The organism is Halomonas halodenitrificans DSM 735 (assembly GCF_000620045.1).
Classification (GTDB): Bacteria; Pseudomonadota; Gammaproteobacteria; order Pseudomonadales; family Halomonadaceae; genus Halomonas; species Halomonas halodenitrificans.
In genome coordinates, this window is sequence record NZ_KK211058.1 from 148,225 (window position 1) to 161,644 (window position 13,420).

At 63.4% G+C, this 13,420-nt stretch carries 12 protein-coding genes; 3 read left to right on the forward strand and 9 right to left on the reverse strand.

What is annotated here, in order from left to right:
- Positions 1 to 17: 17 nt before the first annotated feature.
- From yccS to Q358_RS0114660, 4 genes are all read right to left on the reverse strand, one after another.
- Positions 18 to 2,138, reverse strand: a complete 2,121-nt coding sequence (gene yccS / locus Q358_RS0114645; protein WP_027962657.1) for a YccS family putative transporter — start codon at positions 2,136 to 2,138, stop codon at positions 18 to 20.
- A gap of 11 nt (positions 2,139 to 2,149) precedes the next feature.
- Positions 2,150 to 2,506, reverse strand: a complete 357-nt coding sequence (locus Q358_RS0114650) for a hypothetical protein (protein WP_027962658.1) — start codon at positions 2,504 to 2,506, stop codon at positions 2,150 to 2,152.
- Between the two features lie 87 nt (positions 2,507 to 2,593).
- Positions 2,594 to 2,869, reverse strand: a complete 276-nt coding sequence (locus tag Q358_RS0114655) for an HU family DNA-binding protein (RefSeq protein ID WP_027962659.1) — start codon at positions 2,867 to 2,869, stop codon at positions 2,594 to 2,596.
- 153 nt (positions 2,870 to 3,022) lie between these two features.
- On the reverse strand, positions 3,023 to 4,183 hold the full coding sequence (locus tag Q358_RS0114660; protein WP_027962660.1) for an FAD-dependent oxidoreductase: 1,161 nt from the start codon (positions 4,181 to 4,183) through the stop codon (positions 3,023 to 3,025).
- A gap of 76 nt (positions 4,184 to 4,259) precedes the next feature.
- Here Q358_RS0114660 and Q358_RS0114665 point away from each other — a divergent pair, with 76 nt between their 5' ends.
- Positions 4,260 to 4,808 carry a chorismate--pyruvate lyase family protein gene (locus Q358_RS0114665; protein ID WP_342665563.1) on the forward strand — a complete coding sequence of 183 codons (549 nt, stop codon included), beginning with the start codon at positions 4,260 to 4,262 and terminating at the stop codon, positions 4,806 to 4,808.
- Between the two features lie 32 nt (positions 4,809 to 4,840).
- Positions 4,841 to 5,731, forward strand: a complete 891-nt coding sequence (ubiA, locus tag Q358_RS0114670) for a 4-hydroxybenzoate octaprenyltransferase (RefSeq protein WP_027962662.1) — start codon at positions 4,841 to 4,843, stop codon at positions 5,729 to 5,731.
- Positions 5,732 to 5,767: 36 nt separating this feature from the next.
- On the opposite strand, the gene cysZ is transcribed toward ubiA, so the two are convergent.
- A complete protein-coding gene (gene cysZ / locus Q358_RS0114675) occupies positions 5,768 to 6,505 on the reverse strand; it encodes a sulfate transporter CysZ (RefSeq protein ID WP_027962663.1) in 738 nt (245 codons plus the stop codon).
- A 147-nt stretch (positions 6,506 to 6,652) separates the two neighbouring features.
- Between cysZ and Q358_RS0114680 the strand changes: the two genes are divergently transcribed.
- Complete coding sequence (locus Q358_RS0114680) at positions 6,653 to 7,060, forward strand: acyl-CoA thioesterase (protein ID WP_027962664.1); 408 nt, start codon at positions 6,653 to 6,655, stop codon at positions 7,058 to 7,060.
- A gap of 9 nt (positions 7,061 to 7,069) precedes the next feature.
- On the opposite strand, the gene Q358_RS0114685 is transcribed toward Q358_RS0114680, so the two are convergent.
- The 4 genes from Q358_RS0114685 to Q358_RS0114700 all read right to left on the reverse strand — a co-directional run bounded on the left by Q358_RS0114685 (position 7,070) and on the right by Q358_RS0114700 (position 13,279).
- Complete coding sequence (locus tag Q358_RS0114685; protein ID WP_027962665.1) at positions 7,070 to 8,158, reverse strand: TRAP transporter substrate-binding protein; 1,089 nt, start codon at positions 8,156 to 8,158, stop codon at positions 7,070 to 7,072.
- A 242-nt stretch (positions 8,159 to 8,400) separates the two neighbouring features.
- Positions 8,401 to 10,917: a trimethylamine-N-oxide reductase TorA gene (gene torA / locus Q358_RS0114690; RefSeq protein ID WP_027962666.1), complete on the reverse strand. Its 2,517-nt coding sequence runs from the start codon at positions 10,915 to 10,917 to the stop codon at positions 8,401 to 8,403.
- On the reverse strand, positions 10,914 to 11,612 hold the full coding sequence (locus Q358_RS18050) for a TorD/DmsD family molecular chaperone (RefSeq protein WP_051530434.1): 699 nt from the start codon (positions 11,610 to 11,612) through the stop codon (positions 10,914 to 10,916). Before Q358_RS18050 ends, torA begins: the two co-directional genes overlap by 4 nt.
- Positions 11,609 to 13,279 carry a c-type cytochrome gene (locus Q358_RS0114700; RefSeq protein WP_027962667.1) on the reverse strand — a complete coding sequence of 557 codons (1,671 nt, stop codon included), beginning with the start codon at positions 13,277 to 13,279 and terminating at the stop codon, positions 11,609 to 11,611. The genes Q358_RS18050 and Q358_RS0114700 overlap by 4 nt, the downstream gene beginning before the upstream one ends.
- Positions 13,280 to 13,420: the final 141 nt, after the last annotated feature.

Consider the following 13,420-nt stretch of genomic DNA (forward strand, 5'->3'; position numbering starts at 1 on the left):
CGCGTACAGCATATGGCTTACCGCTCCGCGCAAAGCGCGGTTCCGGCTTCTCGCAACGCCACCAGCTGGCGGGCGATCAGTGCCAGCTGGGCCCCCAGCAGCGAGTCCGTTTCTCCCCGAGCGATCTCCGGTGGCGCGGCCGGCGCGATCGCCTCCCGCCGCTCCAGTGCCCGGGACAGGTCGTCCAGTTCCGCGAGGATCGTCTCGGCCAGCGCGCTCTCCGCCGCGGAGACCCCGGGGCTGTCACCACGGTGGGCGCCCAGGGCGGATAGATAGTTGAGCAGGATATGGGCCTGGAGCTGGAAGGGTAACCCTCGCTCGGCGTCGCGGCGGAAGGGCCCCGGCTCCTGCTGCATATTGGCCAGCATGGCGGCAAGCTCCGCATCGGCGTTATGGGCATTGCGCCGCGCCAGGCGGTAGGCCAGGTCATCGCGCTTGCCGCTGGCATACTGCTCGACCAGGGCAGCCAGATAGTCGCGTCCCGCCGCCAGGGAGGCCGCGGCCTGGCGATGCAGTCGCCTGCCCTGCCAGTCGGGCAGGATGGTCAGCACCGCCAGCCCGGCGATGGCGGCACCCAGCAGGGTATCCACCAGGCGCGGCCAGATCAGCCCGAAGCCGTCGCCGACCTGATTGAAGCAGCTCAACACCATCAGGGTGATGGCCGACGTGGCCAGGGTATAGTGACGCCCGCGCAGGGCGAAGAAGGCGACCCCGGCCGCCACCGCAATGCCCGCCTGAAGGGCCGGCGAAGGAAACAGGCTGATCAGCGCCCAGCCTGCCACCAGGCCCAGCACCGTGCCCAGGATACGCTGCCACAGGAAGCGCCGAGTGGCCCCGAAGCTGGGTCGACAGACGAACAGGCTGGTCAGCAGTATCCAGTAGCCCTGGGTCGGATGAATCAAATGCAGCAGGCCGAAACCCGCCACCAGGGTGGCGGCCAGCCGCACGGCATGCCGAAAGACCGGCGAGCGCGGGGTCAGCTGTGCCTGCAGGCGCTCGACCACCTCCCCCAGGCTACGGGGCGTGCGGTCGTGCAGCGCCGCATCATGGTCTTCGCCGAGCTCCGGCTGCCGAGCCCTGGCCAGGGCCTGCTCCAGCGTCGCCAGGTTATCGGCCACGGCCTCGAGGGCCGGCAACAACGCCCTGCGCTCCGCGGACAGCTCGCCGCGCAGGTGCGCCAGGGAGGCCTCCAGATCGCGCTGTGCCTGCTCGCTGGGTGATTCGTCGAAGCCACGCTTGAGCAGCAGGCCCTGGGACAGGGCCCGACACGTCTCGCCCTGTCGCGAGAGCACCCGCTGGATGCGGAACAGGACATCATGGTGGAAGAAGGCGTCGGCAAGCTCCGCATAGGGAGAGTGAGAGGAGCTGGCGCGCTCGTGAATGTCCTGGGCGATGAAATAGAGACGCAGATAGCGTGCCAGCCGCGGCGATTCGCGCTGCCCCTCCAGGCGTCGAAAGAGGCGTTCCTTGGCATCATTCATGGCACCGACCACCACGCCATTCTGGCGGGCCAGGGCCAGGCGCCGCCCCTCCACATCCAGCTCCCTCAGTGGCTCGAACAACGCCGCCTTGAGGGCGAGATAACGGGCCAGCTCGCGGTAGACTCGCGCCAGGGCAAGCTGCAGCGGCTGACGGGAAAAGAGGGCGCACCAGACGACCGAGATCGCCCCGTACCAGGCGGCACCGGCCACCAGCAACCCGGGTTCACGCCATAGTTCGCCCAGCGCCGGGCTGCCACGCTGCTCGAGGCTGATCAGGGTATAGATGGCCAGGATCAGGGTGGCATTGGCGATGGTGGCGTAGCGCTGGCTGACCGCGCCGAACATGGTCATGCCGAAGGCCGACAGCCCCAGGATCACGACGAGGGGCCAGGGGTGCGCGAACACCAGTTCCATCGCCAGCGAAGCCAGCGCGAAACACACCAGGGTGACCATCAAAGCGGCGAGCCGGCCTGGCCAGTCGTCATCGGTCTCGGCCAGGGCGCAGGCAATGGCGCCAAGAAACAGCGGAATCAGGCTGGCGGGGGCCTCGATCCACCAGCACAGCAGGGTGATGCCAGCCAGGGCAATCAACACACGCAGGCTGTAGGCGGCAGACTCGTGAGTCCAGAAACGCCGCAGGACCAGTGTCAGGGACATGCTGGCCGTCGTCAGAGGTGGCGCAGCAGTTTCTGCAGGCGCTGGAGGTCGGCGGCATCGCCCACCAGACGCACGCGCCCTTCCATCATGCCATCGAGAAAGACCTGCTGACTCGGCTTGCGCAGCACCTCGATAGCAGTAGTCGCATCCTCGAAGCGCAGCTCCAGGTCGAGGTCCACCGGCAGGCCACGCCCGTGCTCGATGCCTTGGGGCGACATACGATAGTGCCGGGCAATGGACAGGTCCTCGGTGGCCACGCCCCAGTCGAGGCCGCGCATCTCGCCCAGCAACTCGCGGAAGCGTGGGTTGCGACGCAGGGCTCGCTTGAGCAGCCAGCCCAGCACCCAGAGCATCAATTTCAGCTTCATGTCATCACCACCGGCTCCCTGGGGAATAGAAGAGAAGACGCCTGGCACTGGAAAGGGGCCAGGCGCCCGGGGGTCAATTCCCCGGAGTTACTTGGCCACGGCGTCCTTGAGGCCCTTGCCCGGCTTGAAGGCCACGGTCTTGCTGGCCGGTATGGTCAACGGCTGACCGGTCTGGGGGTTCTTTCCGGTGCGCGCGGCACGCTCGCGCACGGCGAAGGTGCCGAAGCCGATCAAGGAGACATCCTGTCCCTGGGAGACGCTACCGGTGATCTCGTCGAGAATCACGTTGAGAACCTGGCCCGCCTTGTCCTTGGACAGATCGGCACGCTCGGCAATAGCCGTCGCGAGTTCTGGCTTACGCATACAACCCTCCTGGTATTGACACTGAATCCCGGCCAATGGACCGGAATGTGGTTGTCATGGGAGACGTCACTCGCCTCCCCGACTGTCTTGCCGGGAACCGGCGAGCGACATCGAAAGGCACGCTCGGGCGACCGCGGAGCCGCCATCGCCGATCTAGCCTAGCAACGCCGGTGCAGCCCGCGCCAGTTCGACTTTCCGACGCACGCAGCTTCCTGTCAACGCAAATCCGATCAAACGTCCGTCCTCGGACTCGGCCAGGGCGCTGAAATCCCCCGCCTCTCCCTCGATGCGCCAGCGTGCGGGAGGTGACGCGGGGGGCAGCGATACCACCGGCAGCAAGGGCGTCTTGACCAGGACCGGCCAGGGGCCATAGCGCACCGGCGCGGGCGTCCCGGCAAGGGTGCGCGCCAGGGCCTTGGCGCCGGCCTGCAGTGGCTGGACATACATGGCGTTGACGCCATCGACACAGGCCACATCGCCCAGGGCATGAACCCCGGGCGCCGAGGTCGCCAGGAGGCGATCGGTGTGGATGCCCGCGGCACTGACCTCGAGGCCCGCCGCCTCGGCCAGGGCCGTTCGCGGTCTCAGGCCCGTGGCCAGCAGGACCAGGTCGGCCACTACCGACTCTCCGTCATCGAGGCCGATAACGGCATCGCTACCCTCGGCCCCCAGTCCGGTCACGCCGCGTCCAAGGCACAGGGCCATGCCCGCCTCCTGAAATGCCTCGCCCAGCGCTCGCCCCAGTGGCTCGGGAAGCAGGCGCGGCAGCGGCGCGGTTTCGGGGGCCACCAGGGTCACCCGATGGCCGCCGGCCAACAGATCATTGGCGAACTCACAGCCCACCAGGCCGGCTCCGACAATAGCCACACGAGCGGGACGGCCAAGGCGACTCAACGCGGCATGAAAGGCCCGGTAATCCCCCAGATTATTGACCGTCATCACCCGTCCGGCCAGGGCCTCCGGCACCGGAAAGGGCGCCATCGGTGTCGCCCCGGTCGCCAGCACCAGTTCGCCATAGGCCAACCGCTCCTTGCCGAGATGCAGGGTGCGAGTCGCCGTATCGATGGCCTCGACTCGGGTATGCGTACGCACCAGTGCATTCATCGAATCGGCCACCGCCAGGGCATCACGGGCCGCCAGCCGCTCGGGGGGCAGCCCCTTGGCGAAGCCGGTGGAGAGTAACGGCTTGGAGTAGTCATCACCGTCGTCGGCGGTAATCAGGGTCACCGGCCGCTCGGCGTCCAGGGAACGCAGCTGGCGCAGCAGGCCAAGGCCCGCCATGCCGCTGCCGATAATGGTCAGGGGGGCGATCATGGGTCTCCTCGTCGAGGAAGCGGAATCGTAGCGCATGGTACACTACCTGCTCCCGAGGATGGACAGGGAGTCCACGGTGTCCGATTCCAGACCCCAAGCACTACACGGCCCGACACGCTGGTCGCCGCTGGCCGCGGTTCGCCCCGGCATGAGCCCTGCCTGGCAGCAATGGGTGGGCTCCCGGGACTCGTTGACCCTGCGCCTCACCGACGCGGGCCGGCCACGCCCGTTGCATGTCCAGCTCCTCGACCAGCGTATCGATACGCCGCGGCACGACGAGGCCCGGGCGCTCGACCTGCCGCCGGGACGTCGGGCCTGGCTACGCGAGGTGGCGCTGTGCCTGGGAGGAAGGCCCTGGGTGGCGGCGCGCTCGGTCGCCCCACTCGAGGGACTTCCTGCCGACGACCTGGCGCACCTCGGCGAACGCTCACTGGGCAGCTGGCTGTTTCGCCAGCCCGACCTCGAACGCGGCGAGATCGAGGTCACTCGCGACCCGGCGGGCTTCCATTCGGCCCATGGGCCCTGGGGGCGCCGCTCGATGTTTTACCATGGCACCTTCCGCATGCTGGTGCAGGAGTGGTTCCTCGACGCCATGGCGGATGACCTCGGCCTGCCTTCGCGCTAGGCTCTGATGTTCCCACACGCCACGAGGTAGAGATGGACCGCTCCCTGATGCGCCCCACGGGCCTGGCCCGACTCCCCGACTTCCTGCGCTTGACGCGCCTCGACCGCCCCATTGGCACCTGGCTGCTGATGTGGCCCACCCTGTGGGCGCTGTGGATAGCCGCCGAGGGGCTGCCCAGCCGCCGCCTGCTGCTGATCTTTGTCGCCGGCGTCTACCTGATGCGCGCCGCCGGCTGTGTGATCAATGACTACGCCGACCGCCATGTGGATGGCTACGTCAAGCGCACCCTCGACCGCCCCCTGGCCACCGGGCGTATCGGCGAGGGAGAGGCCCAGGCCCTGTTTCTGATGCTGGTGGCCGGCGCTTTCGTGCTGGTGCTGTTTACCAACCTGTTCACGATACTGCTCTCCATCGGCGGGGTCATATTGGCGTTTATCTACCCCTTCATGAAGCGCTATACCCATCTGCCACAGCTGTTCCTGGGGGCCGCCTTCTCCTGGGCGATTCCCATGGCGTACGGCGCGGTGCAGGGCCAGGTGCCCGTCGAAGCATGGCTGCTGTTCACGGCCAATGTGATGTGGACCATCGCCTACGACACCCAATACGCCATGGTCGACCGCGACGACGACCTGAAGGTCGGCATCAAGTCCACCGCGGTGCTGTTTGGCAGCGCCGACCGCTTCATGATCGGCCTGCTGCAGATCGTGACGCTTCTGCTGCTGTCCTGGGTCGGCGCACGACTCGCCCTGGGCGGCTTCTTCTGGCTGGGGCTGGCGGCCATGGCGGCCACCTTCGTCTGGCAGCACTGGCTGATTCGCCAACGCAAGCGCGAGCCCTGCTTCCAGGCCTTTCTCAACAACTTCTGGTCGGGCCTGCTGGTCTTCGCCGGCCTTGCCCTGAGCCTGTGGCCAGATATCTCGTAGTCGGACGGGCGTTATCGGGCCATCACCGAGCACGCCTCAGCGACGAGTCGAAGGCACGCTAGGCAGGTCGCGGTAGTGGCCATCCCACATCAGTACCGAAGCCGCCACCGCACCGGGCAGCAGGAAGAGGTTGGCCAGCGGGATCCAGGTAATCAGGGTCACCGCGCCGCCATAGCTCATGGTCGGCCACCATCGCGCCTTCAGACGACGGCGCATGTCGACGAAACTGACCTTGTTGTTGTCCATGGGATAGTCGAGATAGGTGATCGCCATCATCCACGCCGAGAAGAGCGCCCAGAGTAGCGGTGCCACCAGGTTGATCACGGGAATCCAGCTGAGTACGAACAGTACCGCCATGCGTGGCAGGATATAGACCAGCTTGACCAGTTCACGGCCCAGCGCATCCACGGCGGTCCTCGTCAGGCCACGATCGTCCAGCGGCTGTCGCCCGGTAGCCACGATCTCGACCTTTTCGGCCAGAAAACCATAGAAGGGCGCGGCGACGAGATGGGTCACCAGGGTAAAGGTAAAGAACACCACCAGCACCAGGCTGACCACGAACAGCGGCCAGATCAACCACTCCAGCCAGGCAAGCCATCCCGGTACCAGCGTCATCCAGTGGTCCAGCCAGCTGCCGAAGTTGGCCAGCACGAACCACAGCATGGCGATGTAGACCAGCAGATTCACGGCAATAGGGGCAAACACATAGCGGCGCAGGCCGGCGCCGTAGACCAGGCGGGTACCGCGGGCCAGGGCCGTAAGGGCATCAAGCATTCTGTCGTCTCTTGCGGCTGTCGAGATCAAGGGGCATTCAGGTCGTCGGGGCTGACAGGACGGGGCGGGGCTGGAGGGTGGACCGGGGTCAGTTTACCATGGGCTCGGTTCTTGCCCCCAATAACAAACCAGGATGACGACACCTTCATGACAGACCTCGATGACAGCCCTCGCCCGCGGGGCGAGCTGACCCTCAAGCTACTGGCCAGCCGCCAGGACACCAACCTCCACGGCGATATCGCCGGTGGCTGGCTGGTCGCCCGCATGGATCAAGCCGCCGAACTGGCCGCCGACCGGGAAGCCAGCGGCCGCACCGCCACCGTGGCCATCGAGGCCATGGATTTTCTGTGCCCGGTACGCGTCGGTTCCATGGTCAATATCTTCACTCGCCTGGTGGAGGTCGGCCACAGCTCCATCCGGATCGACGTCGAGGTATGGATCCGCCAGCCCCATGAACGCCACTCCCACGAGCTCCACAAGGTCACCGAGGCCCGCTTCGTCATGGTGGCCATGGATGACAAGGGACGCATACGCGCGGTGCATCGCGAAACATGACGCCAGCCGTCAGACGCCTACCGCCTCACGGGCCTTGAGGTAGGCGAATTCGCCTGCATCGCTGGAGGGCCTCACCAGCTTCTGGAAGGCGACATAGGAGTCATAGACCTTCTTCGATGCCGGATCATTCTCGACCTGCTCGGCGAGCACCTCCTGGGAGGCATCGTAGAGTGCCTTCATCACATCCTCGGGGAAGGTGCGCAGCTTGACCCCATGTTCGCTGACCAGGGTATCCAGGGCCTGGGCGTTGCGGAAGGTGAACTCGCTAACCATCGCCAGGTTGGCCGCACTCGCCGCCTCGGTCACCACCGCCTTGAGGTCATCGGGCAGGGCATTCCAGGCGTCCAGGTTGACGGTGCCCTCGAGGATCGCACTGGGTTCGTTCCAGGCCGAGGTGTAGTAGTAGTCGGCCACCTGATGCAGGCCGAAGGCCAGGTCATTGTAGGGACTGACCCAATCGGCGGCATCCAGCACGCCGGTCTGCATGGAGGTGAAGATCTCCGAGCCCGGCATATTGACGGTGGTGACGCCGATACGATTCATGGCCTCGCCGGCGAGGCCGGGCAGGCGTAGCTTGAGCCCCTGCAGGTCTTCCAGGGAATTGATTTCCTTCTTGAACCAGCCGCCGGGCTGGGTCGTGGTATTGCCCACCGGGAAGGGCTTGAGGTTGTGCTGGGCATAGATCTCGTCCCACAGTTCCTGGCCGCCACCGTAATAGAGCCAGGCGTTGGTTTCCTGGGTCGTCATGCCGAAGGGCACGGCGGTGAAGAACTGTGACGCCGCTACCTTGCCACGCCAATAGTAGGAGGCGGAGTGACCCATCTCGGCGGTGCCGGCGGCCACGGCGTCGAACACTTCAAGCGGCGGTACCAGCTCACCGGCACCGTGCACACGGACGCGCATGCGCCCGCCGGAGAGTACCTCGATGCGCTTGGCGAACTCATTGGCACCGGTACCCAGGGCCGGGAAGTTCTTGGGCCAGGAGGTCACCATGTTCCAGGTGATGGTCTCCTGGGCCTTGGCGGTGGATACGAAGGGGGCGGCGACGACACCGGCGGCGCCGGCGCCCAGCGTCTTGATAAAGTTGCGACGTTGCATGCAGGCATGACTCCGTGCAGATTATTATGCGAGTGCCGCGCCTGTCGCACGGCCGTGTCCACCTCGAAGTATGCTTCAGACCCGAACAAACTCACAAGCCGCGGGCCTGCCGTGAACGTCAACGAAAGGTCATGCCACCAAAACTATCCGGCAGAGTACCCCCCACAAGGCAGCCTCACGGCAATGTGCTCAAAAAAATGGGCCGCGTTAGCGGCCCATTCAGTCCTGAGAAACACTACTTGTCAGCTGGCCTCGCTGGAACCGCTCCTGATTTCAGGTTGCGAGAAGACCAGCACCTCGGGCAGCTCGCCCTCGAACTTCTCGACGTCCCCTACACCGGTCTGGCCACAGTTGGCCTGGGAGAGCTTGGATGTGGCGATCCCCGGAGTGAGGTTATTGACGTCACCGTAGCAACACAGGCTGCCGATCTCCCGGGGATCGAGCGGATCGAACCAACCGCCTTCCGACACCCGTATTACCCCAGGCATGATGTCCTGGGTTACCACCGCACCCGCGAGGATCTGCCCGCGGTCATTGAAGACTCGCACCACATCGCCATCCTTGATATTCCGAGCCTTCGCATCGCGTGGATTCATCCAGCAGGGTTCACGATTCTGCACCGCGTAGGTATTGCGGAACTCCGTGCCGCAGAGCTGCGAATGCAGCCGGCCGCGGGGATGATTGCTGGCGATGCTCAGTGGATACTGGGTGTCAGGCCCGTCGAGGCGCTCGATGGGCTCCAGCCAGGTCGGATGCGGCGGGCAGTCATCGTAAGCGTACCCGGCGATCGCTCGCGAGTAGATCTCGAACTTGCCGGTGGCGGTACCCAGCGCTCCGAGAATCGGGTCCTTGCGGAAGGACGCATGGCGAACGAAATTCTTTTTTTCGTCCTCCAGCGGAAACGCAAGCGGCTTGTTGGATTCCCAGAACACATCGAAGACCGGCATTTCCATACCCTTGGCCCGAGCCTCGATCTTGGCAGATTCGTAAAACCCACGAATCCAGTCCTTTTCCGAGCGACCTTCGGTAAACTCATACCCCTTGCCCAGCTTGTCCGCAATGGCGGCGAAGATGTCGAAATCATCTCGCGCTTCGAATTGAGGCTCGACGACTTGCCGCATTGCCACTATATGAGAAAGTGCATAGTCACCGACCTGCTCGATATCATTGCGCTCGTAGGAAGTGGTACACGGCAGCACGATATCCGCATGACGAGCGGTGGCCGTCCACTGAAAATCGTTGACGATAAAGGTATCAAGCTCGCGCCAGGCCCTGAGCATCTCGTTGCGATCCTGGTGGTGAGCGAAGGGATTGCCCCCCGCCCAATAGGCGAGCTTGATCTGCGGCAACTCGATCTCGCTGCCATTGAACTGCATGGTCTTACCGGGGTTCAACAGCGTTTCGACAAAACGCGCGACCGGGATCATGACATCACTACCTGACTCATCGACCGACCCGCCGCTACCACCGCCTGCCCCATCGCCGATCGCTTTGAGAATAGGACTATTGTGGGTCGGCGCACCGCCGGAGGAGTAATGATAGCTCAAGCCATAACCGCCGCCGGGCAGACCAATTTGGCCCAGCATGCAGGCCAGGGTGACCAGCATCCAGGTGGACTGCTCGCCGTGATGTTGACGCTGCATGGAGTAGCCTAGCGCCAGCATGGTGCGACTATTGGCGAAACGCCGGGCAAGATCACGGATGGTATTCGCGTCGACACCACAAATGTCCGCTGCCCACTCAGCGTCCTTGGGCTGGCCATCGGACTCGCCGGTCAAGTAGGGCTTGAACTCCTCGAAGCCACTGGTGTAGCGATCAAGAAATTCCTGATCGTGCAGATCTTCGCTCAGCAGCGTATGGGCGATACCCAGCATCAGAGGAACATCGGTCTGCGGTTTGGGCGCGATCCACTCCCCGTCGAGATAGTCACAGGTCAGGGTCTTGAGCGGATCGATGGAAATGGCCTTCACGCCGGCTTTCTTGAGCATCTCGGTGCCCGCGAAGGCGCCATGGTCCGCCACCTGCCAGGAGATCTGAGAATTGTTGTGGGGATCACAGCCCCAGAACACCATGAGGTCGGTATTTTCGGCCAGTACCGGATAGGTGGTGCACTGCTCGTAAACTTCGATCGAACCGGTAACGTAAGGCAAGATGACCTGAGCCGCCCCGGTTGAATAGTCGCCGATACTGGAAGTAAAGCCACCGGTCAGATTCAACATGCGGCGTAGCAGGGTTTTGCAGTTATGCAGCTTGCCCGGACTCTTCCAGCCATAGGAACCGCCATAGACCGCTTGCTGCCCATGCTGCTCGCGTACCCGAGTAATTTCATTGGCCACCAGCTCGATCGCCTTGTCCCAGGTGACCCGCACAAAATCGCCGTCGCCGCGGCCGTCAGGATCGGCTCCTGGCCCCTGCTCGAGCCAGGCGCGACGCACCATCGGATAACGGATGCGCGAGGCGGAGTAGATCGAATCCCGTACGCCCTGAAGCATGGGTGTAGGCTGGGGATCACCTCCCCAGGGTTTGAATTCGACGGCGCGACCATCCTCGACGACCCCCTTGAACACCCCCCAGTGACAACCGGAGATGACTTCTTTCGAGGCACTCTGGGCAAGCGCACCCTTGCTCAAGAACGAGAGCGAGAACGGCATGGCGCTCAAGGCGGCGGTGGCGGCGGAACCTTGCAGGAAACGACGCCGACCTGGGGATTCAACGTCTGCGTCGGAGACAACATGCAGTTCGTCAGTTTTCTTACTCATGCAAATTCTCCTTCACGTTGCTCAAGCACAAATTCAGGCACAAAAGTCGCTGCGGGTTGCTCCACCATCAGTACGGCAGACGCCTCGTGAATCAAGGCGAGCAATAGCTTGCCGGCGCCCGCATAGAAACCATCTGGATCCTGCCGAAACAACGCTTCAGTGAATGCTGGTACCCAGCCTTGCAGCCGATACACCAAGTCTGTAGCGATCGTATCCTGACCTTCATGAAGCGCTGCCGATAGTGCGGCTAGTTCTATGGCAAGGTGATCCGGTGGCTCACAGCAGTCATTGCTGACATGACGATCGAGCGCCCGCAGCACTGCCTTCATTTCGACTACGGATTCACCGCCTAGCGCCGGCCTCTCACTACCTTGCCAGGCACTTTCATAGGGCAGTACGGCACGATGCCGGAAGATACCTTCGAACAGCGCCGTGTAACGGCGCTGTAGATGAACGGCCAGTTTTTCGGCGTCATCCTGGCCTAGGGAGCGACAGAGGGCTTCGGCTGCTGCCGACACTTCCAGCTGTTCTCCCATCCAGCGCAACGCCTCCTGGCCCGCCCTTGTGCCTGCCTGCATCACCTGCTGCGATGACATCGGAGCCATGAAGATACCGCTCAGCCATTCGGCGACGACAATCAGCACGCTGGTATCCGGACCGGTGACACGGCTTTCGGCATTAGTGTCGCGATTCATTGCGGCACTCCTTCACCGGCATGTTCGACGACTGCTTCGCCACTCTCGGATCCAAGGTCACTGGAATGATTCTGCAGATAGGAAAGAATCAGCCGGTACTCGTCGTCGGTAAAGCTGGTGAAACGCTTCATGGACTTGAGGGTGCCGACCCACTGATTGGCAGTGAAGTGATCTTCCTCTGCCAGGGTATGGCAAGACGAACAGCTTTCCTGATAGGCATTCTCGCTGAAGCTCCAGAGCACCTCCTGATCCAGGTTGAGCTCGCTTGCATCGCTCCAGGCTTGCAGGGTAACCGGGCGCCAGACCTGATCCGTGTTGGGATCGACCTCCACTTCACCGTGCTCGGTGGCGGCGACGGCATCATCACCGAGGGCCGCCATGATCACGCGCTGGCCGATCGCCTGATAGATAACCGAGGGGGCATTTTCCGGTTGCCAGCCATCAATCTCGAGTTGTAGCTTGTCGCCCTGCCTGGCAACTACCCTGGCTTGGGTTCCTCCGAGAAGCTTACCGTCCTCGCCTTCGGCCTTCTCCAGCTCGGCGGTTGTGTAAAGCGACTTGGTACCGGCGACAAAGACCGTATCACCCTCATCAATCTGTTGCGGATCGCTGGTTGGCAGAGGGGGGCGATTATCCACGGCGGTATCGAGCATCACCACCTCTTCGGTGAAGTTTGGCTCGGGCATGCCCGGGGCAGGCGCGTCTACAGCCGGGATATTGTTGAGATAAGTCGCCATGGCTTGCAGGTCTTCCCATGGCAGCTGCAAGGTGTTCTCGATGACCTCCGCCATGTCGCCACCGGACTCGCGACCAATGGGGTTAACCCCGGTATGCAGGTAATTGGCGATCGCCGCCGCCGACCAGAAACCAATGCCGGTCTCGTCCGGCGTGATGTTAGGAATGTAACCATGCCCTTCCGGGTCAGGGCCGCCGGCGTAGCGTTTGCCGCCTGGGATATTCCCCATGAAGGTGCGCGGCGAATGACATTCCACACAGTGTGCAGCGCTTTCCACCAGATAACGGCCGCGCTCGTATCTGGCATGGTCCACGTCTTCGGGGAGATCGGCGATATCCCCGCCGATTTCCGCCGCGCTCTTGCCATCGAGGAAGACGAGGCGCCAGACGCCGATGCCGCGGCGGAGATTGTAGGGAAACTTGAGCTCATGATCCGGCACGACCTTGCCGCTTTCCGGCAGCGTCATCATGTAGGCGTAAAGATCCCGCACGTCTTCCGGCTTCAGCCGCTGATAGGAGGTATAAGGGAACGCCGGGTAAAGGTTCTTGCCATCCGGCAGAAGACCATCGGGGCTGACGCCCTCACGCACCGAGCGGTCGAACTCCTCGAGCGTCCAGTTGCCGATACCGTGTTCCGGGTCCGGGGAGATGTTGGGCATATGGAACTTGCCGAACTCGGTATCGAGTACCTTGCCGCCGCCGAGCAGCTCGTGGCTGTCCTGGCCGGTGGTGGCATGACAGGTGGCACAGTCAGAGGCGACGAAGACACGCTTGCCGTTCTCGATATCCGCCGGACCGTCGGTACTGGCCGTCGGTGGAAGGCTGTGAGTCAGCGACCAGGTCCAGGGCGAGGTCAGTACCAGAAAACCGGCAGCACCGACAGCGGCGACGGCCGCTACTGAGATGGAAATCTTCTTGCGTTTGCTTGGCATAGCTTGCTCCCGATCGGTGCCGCAATAGACGGAGTACGGCTTTTGCTAACCTGCTAACGACTTTAGTCCAAACTCTAGCGGCCGAAAACCTTGTGTGAGAATTAATTGACGTATATCAAACATCTCTATTTTTGGCACTGT

What these genes read in the sequence shown, in the direction of transcription:
- yccS (WP_027962657.1), bottom strand. Translation starts at nt 2,138, where the DNA reads ATGTCCCTGACACTGGTCCTGCGGCGTTTCTGGACTCACGAGTCTGCC.
- Q358_RS0114650 (WP_027962658.1), bottom strand. Translation starts at nt 2,506, where the DNA reads ATGAAGCTGAAATTGATGCTCTGGGTGCTGGGCTGGCTGCTCAAGCGA.
- Q358_RS0114655 (WP_027962659.1), bottom strand. Translation starts at nt 2,869, where the DNA reads ATGCGTAAGCCAGAACTCGCGACGGCTATTGCCGAGCGTGCCGATCTG.
- Q358_RS0114660 (WP_027962660.1), bottom strand. Translation starts at nt 4,183, where the DNA reads ATGATCGCCCCCCTGACCATTATCGGCAGCGGCATGGCGGGCCTTGGC.
- ubiA (WP_027962662.1), top strand. Translation starts at nt 4,841, where the DNA reads ATGGACCGCTCCCTGATGCGCCCCACGGGCCTGGCCCGACTCCCCGAC.
- cysZ (WP_027962663.1), bottom strand. Translation starts at nt 6,505, where the DNA reads ATGCTTGATGCCCTTACGGCCCTGGCCCGCGGTACCCGCCTGGTCTAC.
- Q358_RS0114680 (WP_027962664.1), top strand. Translation starts at nt 6,653, where the DNA reads ATGACAGACCTCGATGACAGCCCTCGCCCGCGGGGCGAGCTGACCCTC.
- Q358_RS0114685 (WP_027962665.1), bottom strand. Translation starts at nt 8,158, where the DNA reads ATGCAACGTCGCAACTTTATCAAGACGCTGGGCGCCGGCGCCGCCGGT.
- torA (WP_027962666.1), bottom strand. Translation starts at nt 10,917, where the DNA reads ATGAGTAAGAAAACTGACGAACTGCATGTTGTCTCCGACGCAGACGTT.
- Q358_RS18050 (WP_051530434.1), bottom strand. Translation starts at nt 11,612, where the DNA reads ATGAATCGCGACACTAATGCCGAAAGCCGTGTCACCGGTCCGGATACC.
- Q358_RS0114700 (WP_027962667.1), bottom strand. Translation starts at nt 13,279, where the DNA reads ATGCCAAGCAAACGCAAGAAGATTTCCATCTCAGTAGCGGCCGTCGCC.